Annotated in this window: 26 protein-coding genes; all 26 read right to left on the bottom strand. The window is 65.5% G+C overall.

What is annotated here, in order from left to right; genetic code table 11:
* Positions 1 to 2: 2 nt before the first annotated feature.
* The 26 genes from ACKN61_RS23850 to ACKN61_RS23975 all read right to left on the bottom strand — a co-directional run bounded on the left by ACKN61_RS23850 (position 3) and on the right by ACKN61_RS23975 (position 21,445).
* Positions 3 to 239: a hypothetical protein gene (locus tag ACKN61_RS23850; RefSeq protein ID WP_223618884.1), complete on the bottom strand. Its 237-nt coding sequence runs from the start codon at positions 237 to 239 to the stop codon at positions 3 to 5.
* A 15-nt stretch (positions 240 to 254) separates the two neighbouring features.
* On the bottom strand, positions 255 to 1,070 hold the full coding sequence (locus tag ACKN61_RS23855; protein ID WP_408951548.1) for a phage BR0599 family protein: 816 nt from the start codon (positions 1,068 to 1,070) through the stop codon (positions 255 to 257).
* Positions 1,067 to 2,767, bottom strand: coding sequence for a hypothetical protein (locus ACKN61_RS23860; RefSeq protein WP_408951549.1), 1,701 nt, complete (start codon positions 2,765 to 2,767; stop codon positions 1,067 to 1,069). Before ACKN61_RS23860 ends, ACKN61_RS23855 begins: the two co-directional genes overlap by 4 nt.
* Before the next feature lie 14 nt (positions 2,768 to 2,781).
* The gene (locus ACKN61_RS23865) at positions 2,782 to 3,717 is read right to left on the bottom strand and encodes a hypothetical protein (RefSeq protein WP_408951550.1); all 936 of its coding nucleotides are present in this window, start codon (positions 3,715 to 3,717) and stop codon (positions 2,782 to 2,784) included.
* Positions 3,717 to 5,294 carry a hypothetical protein gene (locus tag ACKN61_RS23870; protein WP_408951551.1) on the bottom strand — a complete coding sequence of 526 codons (1,578 nt, stop codon included), beginning with the start codon at positions 5,292 to 5,294 and terminating at the stop codon, positions 3,717 to 3,719. Before ACKN61_RS23870 ends, ACKN61_RS23865 begins: the two co-directional genes overlap by 1 nt.
* Positions 5,295 to 5,413: 119 nt before the next feature.
* Positions 5,414 to 8,683 carry a tape measure protein gene (locus ACKN61_RS23875; RefSeq protein WP_408951552.1) on the bottom strand — a complete coding sequence of 1,090 codons (3,270 nt, stop codon included), beginning with the start codon at positions 8,681 to 8,683 and terminating at the stop codon, positions 5,414 to 5,416.
* Positions 8,684 to 8,750: 67 nt separating this feature from the next.
* A complete protein-coding gene (locus ACKN61_RS23880) occupies positions 8,751 to 9,140 on the bottom strand; it encodes a hypothetical protein (RefSeq protein WP_408951553.1) in 390 nt (129 codons plus the stop codon).
* Positions 9,137 to 9,574, bottom strand: coding sequence for a glycoside hydrolase family 104 protein (locus ACKN61_RS23885; RefSeq protein ID WP_408951554.1), 438 nt, complete (start codon positions 9,572 to 9,574; stop codon positions 9,137 to 9,139). Before ACKN61_RS23885 ends, ACKN61_RS23880 begins: the two co-directional genes overlap by 4 nt.
* 19 nt (positions 9,575 to 9,593) lie before the next feature.
* Positions 9,594 to 9,815 carry a hypothetical protein gene (locus tag ACKN61_RS23890; protein WP_408951555.1) on the bottom strand — a complete coding sequence of 74 codons (222 nt, stop codon included), beginning with the start codon at positions 9,813 to 9,815 and terminating at the stop codon, positions 9,594 to 9,596.
* Positions 9,815 to 9,940, bottom strand: coding sequence for a hypothetical protein (locus ACKN61_RS23895; RefSeq protein ID WP_408951556.1), 126 nt, complete (start codon positions 9,938 to 9,940; stop codon positions 9,815 to 9,817). Before ACKN61_RS23895 ends, ACKN61_RS23890 begins: the two co-directional genes overlap by 1 nt.
* Before the next feature lie 56 nt (positions 9,941 to 9,996).
* On the bottom strand, positions 9,997 to 10,428 hold the full coding sequence (locus tag ACKN61_RS23900; protein WP_408951557.1) for a DUF6631 family protein: 432 nt from the start codon (positions 10,426 to 10,428) through the stop codon (positions 9,997 to 9,999).
* Positions 10,428 to 11,186 carry a hypothetical protein gene (locus ACKN61_RS23905; RefSeq protein WP_408951491.1) on the bottom strand — a complete coding sequence of 253 codons (759 nt, stop codon included), beginning with the start codon at positions 11,184 to 11,186 and terminating at the stop codon, positions 10,428 to 10,430. Before ACKN61_RS23905 ends, ACKN61_RS23900 begins: the two co-directional genes overlap by 1 nt.
* Positions 11,187 to 11,236: 50 nt before the next feature.
* On the bottom strand, positions 11,237 to 11,779 hold the full coding sequence (locus ACKN61_RS23910) for a hypothetical protein (RefSeq protein ID WP_408951558.1): 543 nt from the start codon (positions 11,777 to 11,779) through the stop codon (positions 11,237 to 11,239).
* Positions 11,779 to 12,195 carry a hypothetical protein gene (locus ACKN61_RS23915; protein ID WP_408951559.1) on the bottom strand — a complete coding sequence of 139 codons (417 nt, stop codon included), beginning with the start codon at positions 12,193 to 12,195 and terminating at the stop codon, positions 11,779 to 11,781. Before ACKN61_RS23915 ends, ACKN61_RS23910 begins: the two co-directional genes overlap by 1 nt.
* A 4-nt stretch (positions 12,196 to 12,199) precedes the next feature.
* Positions 12,200 to 12,490: a hypothetical protein gene (locus ACKN61_RS23920; protein WP_408951560.1), complete on the bottom strand. Its 291-nt coding sequence runs from the start codon at positions 12,488 to 12,490 to the stop codon at positions 12,200 to 12,202.
* A 4-nt stretch (positions 12,491 to 12,494) separates the two neighbouring features.
* Positions 12,495 to 13,502: a major capsid protein gene (locus ACKN61_RS23925; RefSeq protein ID WP_408951561.1), complete on the bottom strand. Its 1,008-nt coding sequence runs from the start codon at positions 13,500 to 13,502 to the stop codon at positions 12,495 to 12,497.
* A gap of 3 nt (positions 13,503 to 13,505) precedes the next feature.
* Positions 13,506 to 13,898, bottom strand: coding sequence for a head decoration protein (locus tag ACKN61_RS23930; RefSeq protein WP_408951562.1), 393 nt, complete (start codon positions 13,896 to 13,898; stop codon positions 13,506 to 13,508).
* Position 13,899: 1 nt separating this feature from the next.
* The gene (locus tag ACKN61_RS23935; protein ID WP_408951563.1) at positions 13,900 to 15,054 is read right to left on the bottom strand and encodes a S49 family peptidase; all 1,155 of its coding nucleotides are present in this window, start codon (positions 15,052 to 15,054) and stop codon (positions 13,900 to 13,902) included.
* Between the two features lie 26 nt (positions 15,055 to 15,080).
* A complete protein-coding gene (locus ACKN61_RS23940) occupies positions 15,081 to 16,457 on the bottom strand; it encodes a phage portal protein (RefSeq protein WP_408951564.1) in 1,377 nt (458 codons plus the stop codon).
* Positions 16,458 to 16,576: 119 nt separating this feature from the next.
* Complete coding sequence (locus ACKN61_RS23945) at positions 16,577 to 16,795, bottom strand: phage head-tail joining protein (RefSeq protein WP_408951565.1); 219 nt, start codon at positions 16,793 to 16,795, stop codon at positions 16,577 to 16,579.
* Positions 16,792 to 18,738, bottom strand: coding sequence for a phage terminase large subunit family protein (locus ACKN61_RS23950; protein ID WP_408951566.1), 1,947 nt, complete (start codon positions 18,736 to 18,738; stop codon positions 16,792 to 16,794). The genes ACKN61_RS23945 and ACKN61_RS23950 overlap by 4 nt, the downstream gene beginning before the upstream one ends.
* 3 nt (positions 18,739 to 18,741) lie before the next feature.
* Positions 18,742 to 19,284, bottom strand: coding sequence for an elements of external origin (locus ACKN61_RS23955; RefSeq protein WP_408951567.1), 543 nt, complete (start codon positions 19,282 to 19,284; stop codon positions 18,742 to 18,744).
* A 122-nt stretch (positions 19,285 to 19,406) separates the two neighbouring features.
* A complete protein-coding gene (locus tag ACKN61_RS23960) occupies positions 19,407 to 19,664 on the bottom strand; it encodes a hypothetical protein (RefSeq protein ID WP_408951568.1) in 258 nt (85 codons plus the stop codon).
* A gap of 93 nt (positions 19,665 to 19,757) precedes the next feature.
* Entirely contained in the window at positions 19,758 to 20,288 is a 531-nt protein-coding gene (locus tag ACKN61_RS23965) for a hypothetical protein (RefSeq protein ID WP_408951569.1), read from the bottom strand.
* Between the two features lie 182 nt (positions 20,289 to 20,470).
* Positions 20,471 to 21,022 (bottom strand): hypothetical protein, encoded by a 552-nt coding sequence (locus tag ACKN61_RS23970; RefSeq protein WP_408951570.1) that lies wholly within the window; start codon positions 21,020 to 21,022, stop codon positions 20,471 to 20,473.
* Positions 21,023 to 21,196: 174 nt separating this feature from the next.
* The gene (locus tag ACKN61_RS23975; protein ID WP_408951477.1) at positions 21,197 to 21,445 is read right to left on the bottom strand and encodes a hypothetical protein; all 249 of its coding nucleotides are present in this window, start codon (positions 21,443 to 21,445) and stop codon (positions 21,197 to 21,199) included.
* Between the last annotated feature and the right edge of the window lie 68 nt (positions 21,446 to 21,513).

The following is a 21,513-nucleotide window of genomic DNA, read 5'->3' on the forward strand; positions in this document are numbered from 1 at the left end:
GATCACTTCTTGCCCCCCTTTTGCTTGATCGGCTGGGTGCGGTACTGACCCACGCCCAGCACCATCCAGTCGCTCGTCCACACGTCGCCGAAGATCACCGCCTGCGGCGTGCCCTCGGTGCTCTGCGGAAACTGAAAGTCACCGAACGCGGCCGGTTTGGCCTGCGGCGGTTTCGGCCGTGCGGCGGCCGATACGAAATAGCTGATGACCCAGATCGCGAGTTGGACCCAAATATTCATGTTTCGATCCGATGGTCAGAACAATGGGGTGCCGTCGAACGGCGATTTACCGGGCAGGCCGGGTGCGCCGCCGTAGTTCGGGGCGTTGTTGAACTTGCTGTGGCAGATCGCCATCGACCGGCCGCAGCCGGGATAGGCGATGACGGCCTGGCCGATGCGTAGCCCGTCGCCGGCACCGAGCAGCACGAGTCGCTCGCCGACATGCGATCGAATGCCGCGTCGCTCCAAGCCGGCCTCGCCCAAGTCCCAGGCCAGAAACCCGCCCGCGAACCAGCCATCGGGGTACTGGCCGAAAATGCCGGCCGTGACCACGTTCCCGGCGAGCGTCGTCAACGAGGCCGGAACGCGGAACGACTCGGGATTCACACGGCAGTTGCGGTCGTACAAGCTGTAAGGACAACCTCGCGTCCACGCCAGCCGAAGTCCCGGCTGCCCGAGCGCGGCGTCGAGCGATTGGCAGCGCACCTCGGTGCTTTCCAGCGATGACCGATTGACGCCCGCGATGCGGCCCATCCAGACCACGCGCGCATCGCCATCGCCTTCATGGACGTCCCGGACCACAACCGCGACCTCGCTCGATGGCGGCAGTCCGCGATAGAGCCGCGCCACCTCGAAATCACCAGAAGCGGTGATCGTCAGCATGTCGCTGGCGGTATGGCCGGACTGGCGGATGCCATCGTCGCGGATAGCCATGGCGCCATAGACCTGTGTATCGAGCGCGAAATCGCGGTCACCGCCGGTGTAGCGCCAGCACCGCGCGCCGCGCACGAACTCGTACAGCCGCCGCGGATTGCCCGCGGCAGTGGATCGTTCCAGGGATTCGAAGCTCATACCGGCGTGGGAATTTCAGTGTCGGGATCGCGCACGGCGCGCAAGACGATGGATGCGTCGGCGGCGCCGTCGCTGTCGGTGTGGTGTTCGATTTCGGCCTCGTCGCTGTCGCCGCGGCTCAGCACGAGGAAGCTGATTCGCAGAACCTCGCGCGGACGCACGTCCACGCCGAGTGCGGCATCAATCGTCAGCCGCTCGACCTCGTCGTCCAGGGCCACTGCTGCGGTGATCCGACGATGGAACGCTTGGCCGTCGCGCAGTTCTATCCGTACGTCGCGCCGGCCAGGTCGCAAGCCAGCGAACCGGGCCAGGCCAACGTTGGCCACGTCCAGCGCCGTGGCGGTGCCGGCCAGGTTGGCGCCCAAGGTCAGGTCGTCGGCGTGGGTGGGCCGCCAGACCGCGCACTGGCGGCCACGAAGGGTGTACAGCCAGGACCGGACCGTGCCCCACTCTTCGCGCCCGTGCATTCGCCAATGGTGGCCCTGCGACACCGCCGCCCAATCCGCCGGGTCCATCACGAAGGGGCGGCCGAACTCATTGTCGAGCGTTAGCAGCGCACGCTGCCATCCGTTCGACAACCGGTCGGTTTCATTAGGCCGCTGCGCCAACACTGGGTGACCGCGATACATCGGCGCATCCGAGATCTGCGGCCAGTCGCAGGCTTCGACCACATCGAAGCGCGCGCTGACCGACGCGGCCTGATCGGTCAGGCGCGTGACCCTCGGCGGTTCGGCGAGCCGCGCGGTCCGCACCGGATACAGCCGAGAGCCGCGCGGCCACGCCTTTGTCGTGGGATGGCGCAGCGTGATGGATGCAGCACCGATCGTCTCGACTTCGGCAACTTCGACGTCGAACGCGGTCTTGCCGCGCAGTTGCACCAAGCCGCCAATGCGGAAGTCGCGATGGCCGGGATCGCAAGCGATGACACGCACACCAAGCGCATGGTCGCCCGCCAACCACTGAACATCGGGCCAGATGGGCAATGCCCAGGAGCGTCCGCCCCAGCCGAATACCGCGAGATCGAGCAGCACGCGCTCGCGGCCGTCCACGATCATCGTCGCTTCGAACGATCGTTGCGGCGCGGAGCGCAGGCTACGTCGCTGCTCGACCTGCGTTGGGCTGGTCAGAATGTCGGTCTTCCACGCCAGCCGCTCCAGCACGCCGCGCGACCAATCCGGCACGAACGCCCAGGCGACGATGCGCTGGCCGGCGATGACGACAGGGATGCTATCGAAGCCGTCGAACTGGAACGCCAACGTGGCCGCGATGACCGGTGGCCCGTCGGTGCCGACCGCGATCTGCCATGTCCGCTCGGACAGCGGCGCGAACGGCAGGGGCGTTGCGCCCGGCGCGGTTAAGACGATGCCCTCGCCGCCCGCCAGCGCGGCATCGGTCAAAGTCAGCGCGCGGGCGCGATAGGCATTCCAGACACGAACGGCGCGTTGCTGCACGCTGCTGACGTTGCCCAGGTTCAGGACGCGGGGCTCGATGTGGATGCGGTCGAAGAAGTCGTCGCCGAACATCGGCTGCGGCACGCCGCGGCGCTGGTCGGCGACATGAGAGGGCACCTCGACGGTACGTCGCCCCCAGGCTGGCTCGGAACCGAGCGCGATCGACGCACGGCCGTCCCAGAACGGCGGCGATTTGTAGTAGTCGCCCTGACCGCTGAAGGTCAGCGGCCACAGGCCATGCCACATAGAGCGAACTCGTCCTAGTCGGTGATGCGGTAGGCGTAGCCGTAGACACCGCTATTGGGCGTACCGGCGGGACCGTTCTTGCGGTGGACCGGAAAGACCTTCCAACGATCGCTACCCAACGGCAGTTCTTCACCTGGGGAGTAACTATCGAGCCGGATGAAACGCAGATCGGCCGGGTGGCCGACGTCGGAGTACAGCCCCGCACCGCGCGGCACTGCGCACCACAGCGGCTGGCCTGGCGCGCGACCGGTCAGCGTGCTGTGCCCGACATCCTTCAGCAGGTTGATCGGCGCGGCCTTTCCGCGCCAGCCGCACAGCAACCGCCGGGTATCGCTTTCGGAATCGGACACCGCATGCCAGCGCGGCGCGATGCCTTCATAGTCCGCCCGCACGCGCGTCACCGGCGACACGTAGTTGTTCCACGTGTCATCGAACGCGACCGCGTGGCGATAGTCGTCGGGGTTTCCGATGTAAGTGGCGTCGTAGTACCACTGGCTGCCGTACACGTACTGGCCGGTGTTGACCGCCCCCGCCGTGACCAAGCGGCCCGTTCCAAAGTGCTTGAAGGTGCCCGCCTGGGTTTCCAAGACGACGTGCAGATACGGCTGCGGTGCGGTCCGAGTGAAGAAGTGGACCGCGCTGTAAGGGCCTTGGACGTAGTTGGTCCAGGTCGGCACGCTGGCCTCGTTCTGCACCTCGGCGTTCGCATTGGCGGCGTAGCCCGTGTGGCCGACGACCCCAATGAACGGAGGCGGCCGGTTGCCGTCGCCTCCGGTGAGTTCGGTCAGAAAGGTGGCATGAAGGCTACCGGCGTGCAGGCTAAGCGCTTTGCCGACTTTACCCGTGCGGTCGCGGAACCCGTCGATAGCCCATCCGTTTGCCTGGGCGAACAAACGCAGCTTGTCGAGCAGTTCGTTCGGGTCGTTGGCTGCAGAGGTCGCGTAGGCCATCAGTCCAGCCTCAAGGCGAAATAGTTATCGGGTGAGATCCGGAACGTGTTCTGGAACGCCAGCCAATCGGCGTCGTCGTGATCGATGCGCGACTCCGATGCGGTGCTGAAGCCCGTGGTCCATCCACAGCCGTCGAACTCGCCCAGCGGATGACGCGGATTGGAACTGCCCAGGATCAGCGGCAGCACCGGGGAGGTGCCGTCGAGGTTCTCGCGCAGATAAGGCCGATCGCCCGAGGTCGACATCGCACTCGGGTAGACCTTGCCCGGCGTCTCGGTGTCGCCGTATTCGTTCGCCCCGGAGGCATAACGATTGGCATGCAAACGCCAAACGTTGTCCGGGTAGTTCACGACCAAGCCGTAACGACCGGGATCAAAGAAGGAACGGAAGTTGGCGTCGGTCGCATCCGGAGTCAATGTTTCCGCCGAACCGCAGGCACCGATGGCCAGAGGGTACTCGTGGATCGACGGCGGCTCGTAGGCGTTCACGAATCCGAGGTAGGCGCTGACGTAGACCGTGCCGATCCGGGCCACGATGACGACGCGTTGGCCATTGATCGACAACCAGTAGGCGAACGGCCCGTTGCGCAGCGGAAGGCACCGTAGTCCGCTGACGTTGACCTGTGTGCGTAGACTGCGCAGCGGGTTATGCGAGCGGAACCCGTACCAGTTGAGATTGTAGGCCGCACGCGCGGGATCTTCGTACAGTTCCGCTCCGATGTAGATGGCCTTCTGACCATCCAGGCCCGGCGCCTGCACGATCCACTGCGCGCGATCTTCCAGTTCGAAGTCGGCGTTGAGATCGGTGTGGAAGCTGACATCGTTGACTTCCAACGGGTCGCCGCCTGCGGTGGCGGTCAACAGCACCCGCCAGAAGCGCGCGGGCGTCGAAGTGCTGGTGACTGGATAGGAGCGGCGCATCTTGGCGGTCGGCCACGTCTGCCCTGACCACGCCTGCACCCGCGACCAGGCCGCGCCATCGTCGGAGCGCTGCAGCTCAAACGCCGCGGGTCCGCGCGCGCCGGTATCGCCGATTCCCAGAGTCACGGTCTTCACCGCTGCGGGCCCAATCATTTCGACCGTGGCGTGCGCCGGCAGATCGACCACCGGCCGCATGGCCCAGGTGTCGGTCCGGTTGTCGAAGACCGCGCCCGGAGCAATGAGGTTCGTGGTGCGGAAGGTCGGGTTGCGGCAACCGTAGCGACGGACCAGCGTCCAGGCCGGCGAGGTGTTCAAGGTGAAGCGGTCGCCGGCCGCGAACGGAATCGAACCGGCGTTGATGCGAAATCGCAGCCGGTCCAATTCAAACGGTTGACCCACCTGGGCGATGCCCAGCTCACCGGCCAACGCACCAATGACTTGAAACCGCTGGGCATCCAGCGCCTTCAGGGTGAAGCCTTCGGCCACGCTGGTAGCCCCGCCCCGGTACCCGCCGGTCGCACCGTCGATACCGGTCAGGGTGCCGTTGCCGGCGCCCGCGTACAGCAGACCCCAGGCATGGCCCTCGCGACAGAGCGCGGCTTCCATTTGGTTGAGGAAATCGTAGTAATCACTGGCAACGCCCGTTCGAAGTGTCATAGAGCAACCAAAAAAAACGCGCCCGGCTGGGGGGCCGGGCGCGCATAGCGGTAGAGAACAGGGGGGATCAAAACCGCCGGGCGCAGTATCCGGATCGACGGTCGCATTCGCTGCGACAGCTAGCCCAGGTCCTGTCGAACGGTCGGCGCGTTGGCCCGAATCGTGGACAGGATCACTTGTCGGCCCGCTTGCGTGCTCATGACATTGACGATCTCGCGCGGGTCCAGATACAGCACGTTAGTGATCTGCGATCCACGTTGGCTGGCATCCGGCGTTGCTGGTCCGCATTCGGCCAGCGGGGCGCGAGAGGGTGCCGGCGCGCGTGGCGCCGGGGTGACAAAGCCGCCCGTGGCGTAACCGCGTACTCCTTCCAGCGCCGACATACCCAGGCGGTTGAAGCGCTCAAGAAATGAGCGCGCGCCCGGTTGTCGCACGACTTCGCGACGATGGACGAACTCACCACGATGCACGACGCCGGCTGGGGCGTACTTAGGACCGATGCCGGTAAAGCCGCCCGAAGCGAAGAACCCGCTCGCGCTCTCGGCGGCGTTAGCGGCCAATAGGGTCGCGGCGGCCGTCTGCATCGCGGCGGCGGCCTTCAAAACCACACCACCGGCTACGCCCAGCGCCACCGAGGCGCCGGTAATCGGCGTGGCGTAAGCGACACCAGCGGCTGCGGCCTGGACGGGGTCAGGTTGGGCCACGTCGGGGGTCTTGCCCCCACCCGCGATCTTCCCCACCACCGACATCAGCTTGGCCGTAGCCAGCGCCGCCAGTTGCTGGGAGGCCAGTTGTGCCAGTGATCGGGCCATGTCCTGCACGAGACCGGTGAGCGCTTGGCGCAAAGTCAGCGCGCCGGTCGCCAATCCCTCCAGCGCATTGCTCAGGCCGCTTTCAAAGCCATTGGTCAGCGTTACGACCAGCTCGTTCGATTGGACCTTCAACGCAGCGACCTGCGCGGTCAGATCTTTGACCCGTTCGATCGATTCCGGCGCGCCGGTCTTGGCGGCCAGCGCGTCCATCGTCGGAAGCAACTGCTCGACTTCCGCGGCGGTGCGTGCGTGCAAGTCGATCAGTTCGCGGCGCGCCCCGATTTCGGTCAGCAGCCCGGCTTGTTGGCGAGTTTGAATCGATTGCTCTTGTCGGGACTGCTCGCCAAAGACGCGATCGATCTGCGCCTGCAAGTCGTCTAGCTCGACCTTCGCAACCTCCGTATCGATCCGCAATCGGACCTTCACGGCGTCGGCGGTGTTGCCCTTGGCCTGCAGGTCGGCCAAGGCTTGCTTGTACTCCAGATCCAGTTCTTTCCGCCTCGCCGCCGCGCCATCGCCGCGGTTGCGCATCAGCGCGATGTCCGCCTCTTGAACCGTGCGATCTAGAGAGTCATCGTCCTTCTTCTCTTTCGCGTCGGTTTGAGTTTGCTTCTTCTGGTCAGCTGCCAGCTTGCGTTCGTCGGCCTTGCGCTGCCGCTCGGCGTCGCGAACGGCCTTGGTCTGCGCCCGCCCGGCATCCGTCGCCGATTTGGCCGCTTCACGCTCGCGCACCTGCAGGTCGATCGCCTTGCGCATCGCCTCGGTCAGCTGCGTGGTGTCTTTGACCCCCGCAGCTTTGACGGCCTGGTATTCCAGCGCGGCGCGCAGACCCTTCTCTCGCTCAATCCGTTCGACCTTGAGCGTTTCGTTCTGGGTGTTGAGCGCCTTAGTGAAGTCGGTCGCGTCCTTGGTGACTTGTACGCGGGTTCGTCCCCCCGTCGCCTGCGACCTACGCAGATCGGCCACCGAGCCCTTGACCTGATCGAGTGCGGTCTTAGTTGTCGCGAGCTGCGTCTGAACCCGCTTGATCTCGGCGTCGACATCGTCCCCGAACAGAAACCGTGTACTGCTCTGTCCGGGAGCGTCGTGGATGCCCCCATAGAAGGGACCCAAGGGCTCTTTAAGCACTTGAAGGTTTTCGAGTTCCTTCTGCAGTTGCTGCCGCTGATCGATGAGCCGTTTGCCGAGGTCCACCCCGGTGTCGATGTCCTGCTGGTCGCGAAACCGCTGCGCGGCCTTGATGGTGCTTTCGAACTCGGCTTTAGCCGCGCTCGCATTCGCGCTGGCGGTAGCGAAGGCGCTCGCCAGCAAGGTGACGCCCGTAATCGCCAAGCCGAGCGGCCCGCCCATCAGGGTCAGCACCGAAGACAGGCCTCGGATCGCGACCGCCTTAGCGCCCACGGCCGCGGTCGCCGCTTGGGTCGCCGCCGCGGTCCTGGCCTGCGCGGCGGCCAATCCCGCCTCGGCGCTGGCCACACGCGTGGCGCCGGCACCGGCCAGGGTCAATGCGCGGGCACGGGCCAGCTCCGCCTGCGCCGCCACCTCGGCCGCGCGTGCCTGCGCCAGTTCCTCTTGCGCCAGTTGCTGCGTTTTGCGGGTAGCGGTGACTTTCGCGGCGCCCGCCGTGGCCAGCGTTGCGATCAATCGGCCCAGCGCGGCCACGGCGACCACACCGAGCACGGTCGCCAAGCTATCGAAGTTCTGCGACAAGCCCTGGATCGAACCGGCCACAGCCGCCGATACGCCGCTGGCGCGGTCCTGTTGGCCGATGAAGCGCGTGAATGCATTGTCCAGTTGGACCAGGCTGCGCTCGATGGTCAGCGGCAGCTGCGAGAACTCGGCGGCGATCTTCTTCGCCTGCTCACCGGAGAACGCGATGCGCAGCTGCTCGCTGGTCAGCTTGCCGGCTTCCGCCAGTGCTTTCAGTTCACCGACCGTGACCCCCATGCTGGCGGCCAGCGCCTTCATCAAGCGCGGGCCGGCGTCGTTAATCGAGTTGAACTCGTCGCCGCTGAGCCGACCGGCCGCAAACGCCTGGCTCAGCTGAAGGATGACCGACGAGGTTTCCGCCGCGGTGGCGCCGGAGACCGCGAGCGCCTTGTTGATCGTCTCGGTGAGACTGAGAACTTCGCGCTGCGATCCGCCCTGATCCTTCAGCGCACTGCTGAGGCGACCGAACAGCGTGGCGGTGGAGTCTAGCGCCGTCGAGGTGCGCTGGGAGATCGCGAAGACCGCGTCCTCGGCCAGATTGAATGCGGCCTGCGAGGTGGTGGCCAGCTTGATCTTGGCCGACAGGTTGGCGTAGCCGTCCGCTGCGCGCACCAACCCGCCCACGGCATCGCCCGCGCTCTGCAAACCCACAAAGGCCAGCAGCTGCGTCTTGGCTTGGTCCAACTGTCGGCCGATCGCAGTAACGCTGTTGCGGGTTTGATCAAACCCTTTGCTCGCCCGCCGGCCGGCACCCTCGGCTTCGTTACCGAAAACGCGGGCGTGCACGCCCGCTTGTTCCAGTGCTTGATTGAGTTGTGCGGCGTTGGCCCGGATCAGCAGCGTGATCGTCGTGTCGCGGTTCGCCATGAACTAGTGCTGCTCTACCGCCGTCGGTGGTTTCGGTCCCCAGCCGCACAGTCGGCGACCGGTTTCGTTATGAGCCAAGATTTGTCGTGCTGTCAGATCCGTTAGCTGATCCTGTCGCGAGACCAGGATCGGTCGCGTCCAGGCGCAACCCGTGGTCGCCTCCGTCACGGGACCATTCGTCGTACAGGCGGTCAGCAGCGGAATCAGGCACAGCGTTCTCCACCGGCGCGAGAACGCCGGTCGGGAGTTGCAGGACATCGGTGTCTACCTCGGTACGGGTTTCGGAATCGGCGCGCTCGCGTTCGGCGACGCGTACCCGCTGCTCGCTCTCAGCAACGCGCCCGGCGGTGTCGGCCCGCTCATGCTGCCGGCCTTTCCAGCGGCCCAAGCCGAAGGCAGCCAGCACTGCGGCGAGCGCGGTCAGCACCGTGGTCGCCCAAACTTTCAGTGCGATCATGCGATCTGGCCTCCCGCCTTCTGGTACACGGCGAGCAAGCGTTCCAGCGGCACTTCGCGCTGGCCGTAGCCGGCGTCGGGCAACGAGGCCCAGGTCTTGCGCGACTTGCGCACCGCGCTGCTGATCCAGCCCTTCTTGACGTCGGCCAGTGCGCCGGTCTCGCGCAGCAGTTCGATGGCGGCGCGATCTTGCGATGCAGGGCCGAAATCGGGCAGCCGTAGACGATTGCGCAGACTGTTCCAGGTCTTCCACAGGAACTGATAGCGGCCCGCAGCGGTGGAATTGATGCGGTATTTAGGCAGCCAGACCAGCCTGCGCGGATGCTCGGTGTAGCTGGTGAACGTTTTGCCGCCAACCATCACGTCGTAACCGCCGTGCTCGCTGAACCGCTCCACGCCTTCGGCGTGGGCGATCATGTCCAAGAAGGCGATCACGTTCTGGCCCCCGGCTTGCTCAGCGGAGAGTCGTGCCATCGGCCCCTCGCTGCTGGAACAGACGGCCGATCAGGCCCAGGATCAACAGGCCGGCGGTCACGCTGGCCGCGATGCGGTCGGGGACGTGGATGCGCAGGTCGTCAGGCAGATTCAGCCACACTCCCTGCATGGCGATGGCCACGGTCATCGCTTGCACACTTACAAAGCGCCAGGCGTGGCGCCAGTTATCGATCAGTTTCATCAGGTCTTCCGAAGGGATTGAATGAAGGCGGTGACGTCGCGTCCGCCCGCGAAGCCGGCGTTGACGTCCTCGATGCGCTCAGCGCGCAGCGCGCGCTCGCGATGGATGGCGACGCGGTAGAACAAGGCGAGTTGGCGCGCAGTGGCGCGCTCGATCCACGGCCAGTCGTGGCCGTGATCGATCAGGGTGGCGAGGACGCTGGGCCAGTCGTTGCCGGGTCCGCGCGCCGCAGTTCCAGCGCCGCGATCACGCGCTGCAGAAAAAAATCGGCGTTGACCGCCCAGAACGTCAGCAACAGCAGGTCGCCTTGAACGCCGGGGAGCGAGCGCACCCATTCGACCGGTTGGTCGCTGGTTTGGGCCAGCAGGGCAATCGTCGCCTCGGGGTGCTGTGCGCAGACCCGATGCAAGCGGGCCAAGTCGATGTTGCCATCGTCGGTCTGCTCGACCAGGTCGCCGACCAAGGCCGCGATGGCACCGTGCAGTTGCAGACTCTCGAAGAAGCCCAGCTCGCGAACGGTCACGCTGCGATCGCCCAGCGGTAGAACGCGATGAGGCTGCAGCACCACCAGGTCGTCGGCGGCGGGCGTAGGGCGTTGGACTTTGCGCGCCATTACGCTCGCACCATTTCGATGCGACCGAAGCCGCCCAGGGTCGGGTCCAGCGCGCGGGTTTCATCGAACAAGGCCGCGCCCGATAGCTGCAGGCTGCCCCATTCCTCGGAGATCAGGTCGAGCTGCTCAATCGGGTTGAACGCCACCCGATAGAGCGTGACTTTGGCCCGGCGGCCGTTGACCGTGTTGATGCCGTCCAAGAACAGCATCCGCTCGGGCGGCGGCGTGTTGAACAGGGCGATGTTCACGGTCTCGCCGTGCTTGTAGGTGGCCTTGAACGGCTGGGTCAGCCCGTCCACCTTGCGCACGCCGATCAAACCCGCCGACGCCGACTCCGTCCACCAATTCGCGGGCGGGATCGTGACCGGCGGGGTGGCGCTGTCGGTCATCGCAACGTCGCTGACCCAGCCGCGGTCCAGTGCGATCAGGTCGCCGGCCGTCAAGCCCGGCGGCAGCAGTTCGTTGTTGACCACACCGGCCGGCAGCGTCGCCGGCACCGAGTACAGACCCTCGGCGATGTTCTCCGGGGTCGCCTCGTCCAGTGTCAGGTTGACGTTGGCGGTCTTACTCTGGACCAGTCGGCCGTACAGCATCCGATTGCCGCTGAACGACTCGGTCTTGTCGGAGTTCTGCACCTCCAGCTGCAGTTGCAGCTGGGGCGCGTTGCCGACCCACCGCAGGGGGCCGGGCTTGCCATTGGACTGGCGCTGGGCAAGGAAGACCTTGCCCTGAAACGAAAACAGGTCCTGCGCGGCCATGGGTCGCGTTGCTCCTATATATGGTGGGGTGCCCGAGGGGTGGCAGGAGATCAGCGGCGCAGCGAGCGCAGCAGCAGCCGGTCGATCTCGGCGGTGATCACGTCCAGGCCGGCTTGGGCCATACGTTCGGGCCGGTCGCCCTTGCGCAACATCTGCGCCAGAGAGGGGCCGTACAGGCGTTGGATCGGGGTGCGCGGAACACGCTTGTCACCAGAGATCGGGGTGCGCTCGTAGGCGATGGGCGTACCGCGGTAACGGGTCTTGAAGCCGCTGCGGCGAAGACCCCGCGTTCCCCGCCGTGCGCTGTAGGTCAGGCCCTCGGCGACCTTGCGGACGCTGAAGTTCATCAGACCGACGCCGCGCGCGACGCCGATCAACTCGACACCCTCGCGCGTGGTCCGCACGCTGATGCCGGCCCGGATGCGCTGGGCCGACAGGGCGTACTCGGTTTGGATGTCGCGGCGGGCGATGACCGGCCAGCGACGACGCAGGGTGCCCAGCGCGCGCCGCTGCGATAGGGCGATCTTCGCCGGGATCTCGCTCACGCGTTTCGCCGCGTCGAGCACGGCGTTGGCGTCGATGAAAACGTCCATCAGCGGCGATAGCGGATCGTCAGGGCGACCTGGACGGCAACGACGGGAAGCCCTTCCGGCCGATCCAGGAACACGATGTCATCGACCTGCACCGGCAGTGCGTTCGGCAGCGGAATCCAGTCATCCAGCGCATCCTCGATGTCGGCCGCAATGGCGTGCGATCGCGCGTGGGCGTCGGCCAAGGAGGCCGGAACGGTCGCTTCGGCCAGGGCTTGCAGCAGCCGATGCCGCCCGTGCGGCTTGTTGGAATCGCGCTGAATGCCCAACGCGGCCAGCGTCAGCCCGGTCACGTCGTCGTCGGGATGTTGGGCCGGTTCCAGCGCGACCGCGGCACCGATGTCGGTTCGGTAGTCCGCCGCGGTTCGGATGTCGGCCAACCGCTCAGCGACTCGCTGCAACAAGGTCCAGGTCTGCACAGTGTTAACCATGCAGGACGGCCTCGTTGACCAGGCCATCGTCGCCGACCAACGCTTCGACGGGTTGAGTCCGGCCTTCCAAAAGCACAGCGTCGCCGCGGCGGAACACCCACTCCCGATTTCGAGCCACGACATGTCGGGCGCGGCCGACCACCTGCTGGAACTCGCCCAGTCGCTCGACGCCGTCGCGCACGATAAGGCGGATCGGCGCCGAGGGGTTAGGTGGGCGCTGAACCTGCGCGACGGTGCCGAGCGTGTCGAACACTACGTCATCCATCGTGGAGAACGCGTCCACGCTCTTATGCCTTGAGCTTGGGCAACAACGCCGGTCGGTGGCACATCGGCAGCGGATTGGACTGCGTGTGCAGGTCCGTGCCGCGGTCGAACTTGCGCGGTGCTTGCTTGCTGTAAAGCAGCTGACCGAGGGTGTTGACGCTCTCGTTGAAATCCGCCGGTGCGACGTAGGTCGCGAACGTATCCAGGGTGCCGAGCGGAAAGGCATGCGCTTCGCCGACTTCGATGAAGCGCCGGGTATTCCCCTCGGCATCGCTGGCTTCGCCGGCATATTCCTCGAATCGGACACCGGCGAAACGGAAGTCCGAGCGCATGTCGTCGCGCAGTGCGGCGCCTTCCTGCCAACGCTGGTAGGCCTCCAGTACCTTCGGGTGCGCCGTGAGCAAGTCGAAGAACTCGCTCGACACCAGGACATGAATGCCGCTCATGCGCTCGCCCTGAAGCGACTTGCTCATATAGCGCTTGAGTTCGATGCACTTGGCGCGCACGTCCGTCTTCGGGTCGGTCAATTGGAACTCGAAGGTCTTCGGCGTGATGTTGAAGATGTCGAACAGGTTCGCCAGTTCGCTGCCGTCCGCGTCGAGGATCACGCCCTTCAGCGCGCCGATCCGCAGGTGTTCGAGCGTGATCGAGTGTTTGTTGCGCATGGTCTGGAGGTGGTCGGCCATCACACCCGCGACCGTTTGCAGCTCGCTCTCCGAGCCAAAGGCGCGAACGCCAATCACCTCTTCAGGCAGTACCACGTCGTCATGCGGGATGTGCGGGACGTTGAAGGCGCGAAGGGCGCGTTTGCCGCGCTTGCCCACCGTGCCCGGTGAGCCGACCGGCTGGGTCGGCAGCAGCGACAGCACGCCGTTGCGCTCTTCGACCGTGACCTGCCGCGTGCGCACCGGCTTGACCGGGAACAGGTTCAGTTCGTCCAAGCGGCCGTACTGGTTGGGCAGGATGTTGATTGCGGTGGTGAGCGCGCTCATCGAGAACGCGGGGTTATGAAACGGGTTGTTTATCGACATGGATCAGACTCCGCGGCGCACGAGGACGCCGATGGCACGCAGCTGCGCAGTAGCGGCGGCGCATTGTTCAGGGGTGGCTCGGATTGGCCAGACCACGGCGTGGTCGGCGACGGTCGCGTGCCGGGCGACGATCAAACCGTCCGGACTCGGATCGGTCGTGGTCGTGATCGGAACGATCGCCACGCCGATAGCTACTTCTCGGCCATCGGTGGCCAGCGGATCGAGCGCGGCAATCTCGCCGGTGGCGGAAATGCGGCCGACAACATGACCGAGCTTCAGCACTTGATCGGCGGCGACGGTGACTTGGTCGCGCGAGTACAGGTTGTCGGCCTCGAACTTGAGCAAATCGCCCAGGTTCTGACCCTCGTGGACCGGTGGGTAGGTGGTCAGTCGCATCTCAGCGCTCCTTGCGCGCGAGCGCAGCGCGCGCCTTGATGGCTTGGATCAGTGGGTTGTCGTCGAGCGACGCAGTGGTGGTCGACATCGGCGCGGTTGGCGACAAATGGCTGGTGATTTCGGCGGAGTCGGCCTTGGCCGCGAGCAGGCGCTGACGAGCAACAGCCGGGGTGACGCCTTCGGCCAGCAGCGTCGCGGTCATCTGTGGCTGGCCGGCCAACTCGCACAGCTCGGCGATGGCGAGGGCGTCGCTGCGGGCTTGCGCGCGGGCGGCATCAAGATCAACAACGGCCGGCGCCGTCGCATCGGGGGTGGACATCGTGGGGTTCTCCAGGAAAGGCAGACGCACGGTGGCGTCGAGTTCGGTGTGCATTTGCTGCACGGCATCGCTGAGCGTGCCGAGGCGGTCGGCCAGGCCGACGTTGATGGCGTCCTGGCCGAAATACAGCGCCGCTTCGGTCTTGCGCACCGCCTCGGCGCTGAGACCGCGCTGGTCGGCGACGGTCAGGACAAACAGTTCGTGGAGGCGGTTGACCTCGGTCTGGATCGAATTGCGGGCTTCATCGGTCAGCGGACCATGCGGCGTGCCGTCGTTCTTGCGCGCACCCGCATGGATGGGGGTGAACTTCAACCCCGCGTTCGTATCCGATTGCGACTGATCGACATGCAAAGCGATCACGCCGATCGAACCGACACCGGCGGTACGCGTCAGAAACACGCGGTCGGCGGCACTCGCGATCGCGTAGGCGGCCGAGAACGCGGCGTCGTTGGCCACGGCCCAAATCGGCTTGCGCAATCGCGCCGCATGGATTTGGTCGGCCAGATCGAACACGCCCGCGGCTTCGCCGCCGGGGCTGTCGATGTCGAGGACGATGCCGCGGACCGACTCGTCGGCCAACGCCGCATCCAGCCGACGCGCGATCGACTGATAGCTGGTGAGTCCCGACAGCGCGTCCAAGCCGGCGGTTCGTTGCACCAGCGTGCCGTGGACCGGCAAGACGAAGATGCCGTTCTGTGTCGGAAGCGTCGGCGTGGGCGTCGGACCGGGCGGCGCCATCTGCGGCGGCGGCAGGGTTTGCAGCTCGAATTTGGGCGCCAGCACGCCCAGGATGACTTCCAGCTTGGCGCGTTGAATGAGCAACGGCGTGTTGAACACGCGCGCCGCCAGGTGAGGCAGTCCGGTCATTCGGTAGGCTTCGTTTCAGTAGCCGGCGCATCGGCCGGCGGAGGGGCGTGTTTGACGCCGTTGCGGGCGACGACGCGCGGATCGGTGTCGAGGACCAGGCCGAGCGCATCGGCGCGCTGGGCGTCGGCGGCAATCTCGCGGTCGATGGTCTCGGCGTCGTAGCCGGAGCTGGCAATCGCTTCGGAGCGCGACAACAGCCCAGCGCGGATCGCCAGGATCATCGCGTTGAACTCCTTCTCCGGATCGACCCAGCTCCAGCCCTGGGGCACCCATTTGCAGGCGCGGTACTGGCGCTTACGCCGCCGGTAGCCCGGTAGCTCGATCGCGCCCGACAGCACGGCTGCACCGACGAAGGCGTTCCAGATCGGTCGGCACAGCTGATAGACCAGGACCGCGTGCTGGAACATCTCGCAGCGGCGCCGAAACTCCAGCAGGCCCGCGCGAATGGAGGAGTAGTTCACCCCCGACAGATCGCCCGTCAGCTGCTCGTAGGTAATGCCAATGGCCGCGGCAACGGCCCGGAACTGGGCGCGCAGGAACGGGTCGTAGCTCGACCCCACATCCGCCGGTTGCGAGAAGGTGACGTTCTCGCCGGCCTCAAGGATCTGCAACGTGCCCGGCTCCAGACCGAGCGGCGCGTTGCCGGACTCGTCGGGCGGGCCGTCGCCGGGCAAGGGGTCTTCCGGACCGTCGCGGGTGATGAAGCCGGCAAACATCGCCGCGGTCTTCTTGCGGACCAACTCGGCGTCGTCGTACTGATCCAGCTCATTGAGCTTGACCAGCGCACGCGCCAGCCACGGCTCGCCACGGATCTGACCTGGCCGCAGCGGCCGGAATATGTGCAGGATTTCCGATGCCGGCACCCGGAACGTCTCCATCCCGCCATGCCGCGACATCGGCGCCATCGCCCCGTCCTGCGGATGGGACAAATACAGGTGGTACGCCACACGTCGACCGAGCCGGTCGAACTCGATGCCGGCCCGGGTCAGGTTGCCGTTGGCTTCCTCCCGGTTGAGCGTCATCGGCAAGTGCTCGGGTTCGAGCAACTGCAATTGGAGCGGAACGACCAGGCCGTCCTCGGGCCGACGCGGACGCAAACGGACCAGGCATTCGCCGCCTTCCAGCAGCGCGCGGCAGGCCAAGGCCTGCAGGCCGTACAGATCAGTCAGTCCGGCCGCATCGGCCTCGTCGCACCAATCCCGCCACAATGCTTGCAACGCTTCACGCTGCGGTTGATCGGCGAGCAACGATTGCGGCTTGATGCCGGTGCCGACCGCGTTCGCCACGAACGCCTCGACCGCGGCATTGGCCCAGGCGTTGCGGCGGACCAGGTCGCGCGAGCGCACCCGCAGGGCGTCGCCGGTCGCCAGCAACGCGGCGACGGCACCCGGGTTGCTGGGTTGCCAGGCGGTCGAGCGGCGGCCGTAGCCCGATGCTTCGTGCACGGGCGAGCCTCCGAACATCGAGGTTCGGAGGCGGGACCACCAACTCATCAGAATCCTTTGTTCGTGTTCACGCGCAAACGGCGGACGCGGCGTGGCTGGCCTTCAGTGCCGGCAAGCGCGGCTTCGATCTCGCGGATCGCCGCCAGCAGCTCATCGACGCTGCGGTACTCGACTAGGCGGTCGCCGAAGCTGACGCGACGTTCGCCGCGCGCGAGCGCCTTGCGCAGCGCCTGCAATTGTTCGTGGGTGTAAGGCAGGTCGGTCATCGCATGAAACGGCTTTGAATGACCCGGCGCCCTCGGCGCGCGGGTGCGGAAATGGAAAGGCCACCCGGTGGGGTGGCCTCGATGGAGGGATAGACCGGAACTACCGGTGGCGAAGCAGTCGACGGCGGCAGAACCCCGAGCGATCGCTCCATCTCGCGCCAATGGCGCTCTTCGAAGCGATCGACACCGGCCTGCATCGCCGCGGCGCGTGCCATGACGTAGCAGTCCAAAGCCTCGTTTCGATCCCGTCGCTTCTCCCAGGTCCGAACGGGGTAGCCATGACGGTCCCGACGGCTGATTAGGTGCTCGGCCGTCAGCTGCTGAAGGAACTCGCCGTCGATCTTCGGCAGGTGGATGTAGCCGGCCGGAAAGGCCGGCTGTCCGTCTGGGCCGATCTCGATCGACAACCGCAGGGCGTTGTAGAACTCCAGTTTGGCGATGCCGCCCGCCACGGCGAACAGCTTCAGGCCGCGTCGCAACCGCTTACCGGGCACGCTGACGTCTACGGCGGTCGGCGTGCCGATAAGTGCTGCGCCGTTGCCGACGCCCTTCATCGGGAGCAGGCGCGGATCGCCGACGCTGCGCGCAAAGGCATAGGCCTCCTGCGTCGCGAAGCCCGTGTCCAGGCCCAGCCGGGTCAAAGGCAGCAACACGCCGCTGGCGTGGGTCCAGTGCTCCGACAGAATTGCGCCCAACTCATTCCAGACCGCAGCGCGGGCGGTGTCGCCCATCAATACGCGGTGCTCGACTAGCCAGGTCTCCCGGCCCCGGCCGAAGGCCCAGACCGAGACCTCGATTCGATCCTTTTGGATGTCAGCGCCGCCGGTCAGCATCAAGCCACCGGCGGGCACGGTGCCGATCCGATAGTCTTCCCGGCGCTCCAGCAGCCGCTCCCAATCCGGGGCCTCGCCTTCCTCTTCCCAGGTCTCGCCCAGCTCGGTGTTCTTGAATGCCTTCAGCGCCGTGGCCGATCCCTGCGCCGACTCCCAGGCAGCGGCGATATCGGCCCAACTGCGCCAGCCGACCGGCGAGTACAGCGACGACAGGTGGTAGCCCGCCGTCTTGCCCTTGTTCTTCGGCGCCGTCGCGATCCACTGCCCCGCCGCTAGCATCGCGGTCTTGTGATGTTCGCCGATCGGCTGCTCGCAGGACTCGCAGATGTAGCGAGCCGAACGCGGGTCGCCCCAGGTCCAGCGCAGCTGCTCGAACCGGAGCCACTGTTCGTGGCGGCAATGCGGGCACGGCACGAAGTACCGGCGCTGGTCGGATGCGAGGTACTCGCGCTCGATCGTGCTGGCGCCGGCAATCGTCGGCGTCGACACCAGCAGGATCTTGCGGCGGGTGAAGGTGCGGGTGCGGGCCTCGGCCAGCGCGACCGCGTCGCCTTCCCCCTCCACGTCACGCGGATAGCCGTCCACTTCGTCCAGAAACAGGTAGCGGACCGGCATGGAGCGCAGGCCGACCGCGCTGTTAGCGCCGGTCAGGACCAGGACACCCCCGCGAAACTCCTTGGCAAGGATGGTGTTGCCGGCGTCGCGCGCGCGCGAAGGGGCGATGCGCTCGCGCAACGACGGCGATTCTTCGATCAGCGGATCGATGCGCTGTTTCGAATTGCGCTTGGCCATCTCGACCGTGGGCGCCACGGCCATCATCGGACCCGGTGCGCAGGCGATGACGTAGCCGATCCAGTTGTTGCCGCACTCGGTGCCGCCAACCTGCGCGCCCTTCATAAAGACGACGCGTTCCGTCGCCGAGGCCGGCGATAGGTCGTTCATGATGTCGCGCAGGTACGGCGTACGCGCGGTGCGCCAGCGGCCTGGCTCAGACGACGAAGTGCTCGACAGCACCCGATCCCGGTCGGCCCAATCGGACACATCGAGAAACGGATCGGGCGTCAGGCCATCGCGCCACGCCTTCTCAACGTGGTCGAAGCCGTCGTACAAGAATTAGTCCAGTCGGGCGTTGAACTCCGCGAGTTCGGTCAGGTGCTGCCGCACTTCGCGCTCCAGCGCGACATGCATGGTGTGTGGGTCAAGTCCAAGCTCGGCGGCCAGCATCGAGCTGATCCGCGCCGGCCAATTCAGCCAGGCGTCGCGCTCAGCCCGCGCCAGCGCGAACACCTGCGCCATCGCCTGCGAGCGATCGATCAACTCACCCTTGAGCTGGGCGATGCGCAGCTTATGGTGCTGCGCCTTGAGCACCTCATTGGCGGTGCGAGCCTGCGCGTAGGTGTTGCTGCCACCTTTGGTACTGATCGGCGCTACGCCGGCCAGGTCGTCAACGGCCGCGCCGTTTGCCGCGCGCGCCCGCACGGGCACTGCCAAGGGCGGGTCCGGCGCGCGGGTGCTGGCCGCCCATTCGGCGTCGGCGCGAGCCGGATTAATCGTGCCATCTGCCTCGGCGCTGATGCGTCCGGTCGCAATGGCCTTGCGCACAGCGGTATCCGACACGCCACGGTGGCGGCCGTAGGCCCGGATGGAAATTCCCACGGTAGAAGGATTCGACTCGGTAGAGCCTCCGCGACCGCCGGCCTCGGCGCGATGGATGGATGAAAGAACTGAAGTGGGTAAACCCCAGCACCCAATGGGCGCTGGGGTTTGCATCCTCCAGATCAGCGGGCGGCAGCCTCGTGCATGAACTTGTCAATCAGCGCCGCGAGATCAGGCTCGTCCTCGATAAGCACGTCAGCCGCTATGCAGACGGTGTTCACGATGTCCAGGCAGGTGATCACCATCTCCTTCGCGGCTGCAAGTTCTTCGCGCGACAAGGCGACGGGCTTCAGCGCATAGATCATTGTATCCAGCCAGTAGTAGCACTCGTTCAGATCGCTGAGGGTGTTGCGGAAGCGGCAGGAAGGTTTGTTCGGCATGTTGTTCTCTGGGCGTCTCCGCGTTGTTGCGGCGACGACATGAACGCTTCATTCCGAGCAGAAGCCAAGTAGTTTCCGGGCGTTCTCGCAAACTTAGTTTCGCGGGGCGCATTCCGCACTCGCGATCGCCCTTTCCAAGTGACGCAGGGCCAACCTTAGCTTTGGCTGGTACTCGGCATCGATGACATCCCAGACCTGCATCAATCGGACCTCGCGTACCGCGCGCCGAAGTTGATGCACCGGCAGCGCCATATACTCCGGCTCCCGTCCTTCTAAGTACCGCTCGATGGTCGAGAGCAACCAGCGCAGGGTCATCTCGTCCTCGCTGATTTCGCTGGGCACAAGGCGCTTCGCCAACCTGCCCTTCGCCTCATCGCTAACCCACTCCAGCGGGGCCAACTCCCGCCGACAATCTTCCACCAACCGCTCAAGGACATCGCCGCCGAGGCGGTTGGTCCGGAACGTGATGGTGCGTTCGGCGAGGACGCTGGCGAGGCCGTAGCAGGCGAAGAGCGTCAGGCGATTCTCGGCTTCCTCATGCCACGTGCTGGACAGCAGTATCCGTTCCAAACAATCGCTCAGGCTGCGCAACGGTGCTTCGGCGAAGGCCGCGTTCTTGTTCATGGCTTTGTCCTTATCGAGCCGCGACGGTGCGGCGTCGTGATGAACGCTTCCCTTCGGGACAAAGCCAAGGGATTTCTTGTGGATATCAGGATCGAGACAGCGAACGGACAGGTAGCGGCAGGCCAACGTTTCGGAAGAGGGTCGGTCTAGCCCGCCATTACCAGCTGGGATGGATGGTCGACCTACCCCCAATGAGGCGGTGAACCGAACGCCGCCCGCAGCGCACGCTTCAGTCCCCGAATACTCGCTCGCAAGCCCTTTTCGTATTCCGTATTCGGCATGTCCCAAATCGTCAGCAACTCCGTCTGCCGTAGTAGCTGATCGAGTTGATGCAGCGGCAGCAGCGCGGACTCAGGCTCTAGATCGTCCAGGTAGCGGCCAATCGCGCTATGCAAGCATCGCAGGGCTACTTCGTCGTCGCACAACTTGGCGGGGACCAGGCGCTTCTCGAACCCACCATTACCCTGACCGATGGGTTTCTCCAGGGGCTCCAGTTCGTCTATACAAGCTTCTAGTAACCAGATCAGCGCTTCCGGGTCGAGCCGACTGGCCCGAAGAGAAGTGCAGTGGGCAGAGAGCGTGCTGCCGAGCGCATAGCACGCAACCAAGGGCGCGCGGCTAGGCCCTTCAAATATCCGGACGTTGGATAGCAAAAGTTGCTCGATGCATCTGTGCATGACTTTTAATCTGACATGCGCGAGCGTTGAACGGTCGGGTGTCCAGGGGTCGCTCATTCTATGTTCCATGGATTCACCGCGGAGTGCGGCGACGACATGAACGCTTCATCCCGCCGGAACATCAAGGTGCTTTGAACGTATTGCCGATGCCGTACAGCGTGTGGACGGATACGATTGGAAGAGGGAATACCCCAGCGCCGAGTCGGCGCTGGGGTCTGCTCTCTCGCCGAATCAGGTCGCTGAGAAGTTCAAATCATCGAGCACTAAAGCGAGATCCATGTCGGGCTCAAATTCCAACGATCCGCGTTCGGCCAACAGCCGCACGATGCTCAGGCAACTGGTGACCAAGCGGTGTGCCGCCTCCAATTCCTCTTCACTCAGCGGAGGTGGATCGCCATCGGTCATATCTTCCAAGACCTCTACGCAGTCCGCCAGACCCGATGCGGTGTTCTGGAATCGGTAATTGGACATATTCGCCATCGTCGTTCTCTTCCGTTTCGCCGCGTCGTTGCGGCGTCCACATAAACGCTTCCTTTTCAGCAGAAGCC

The organism is Lysobacter sp. Hz25 (assembly GCF_046097045.1).
Classification (GTDB): domain Bacteria; phylum Pseudomonadota; class Gammaproteobacteria; order Xanthomonadales; family Xanthomonadaceae; genus Lysobacter; species Lysobacter antibioticus_B.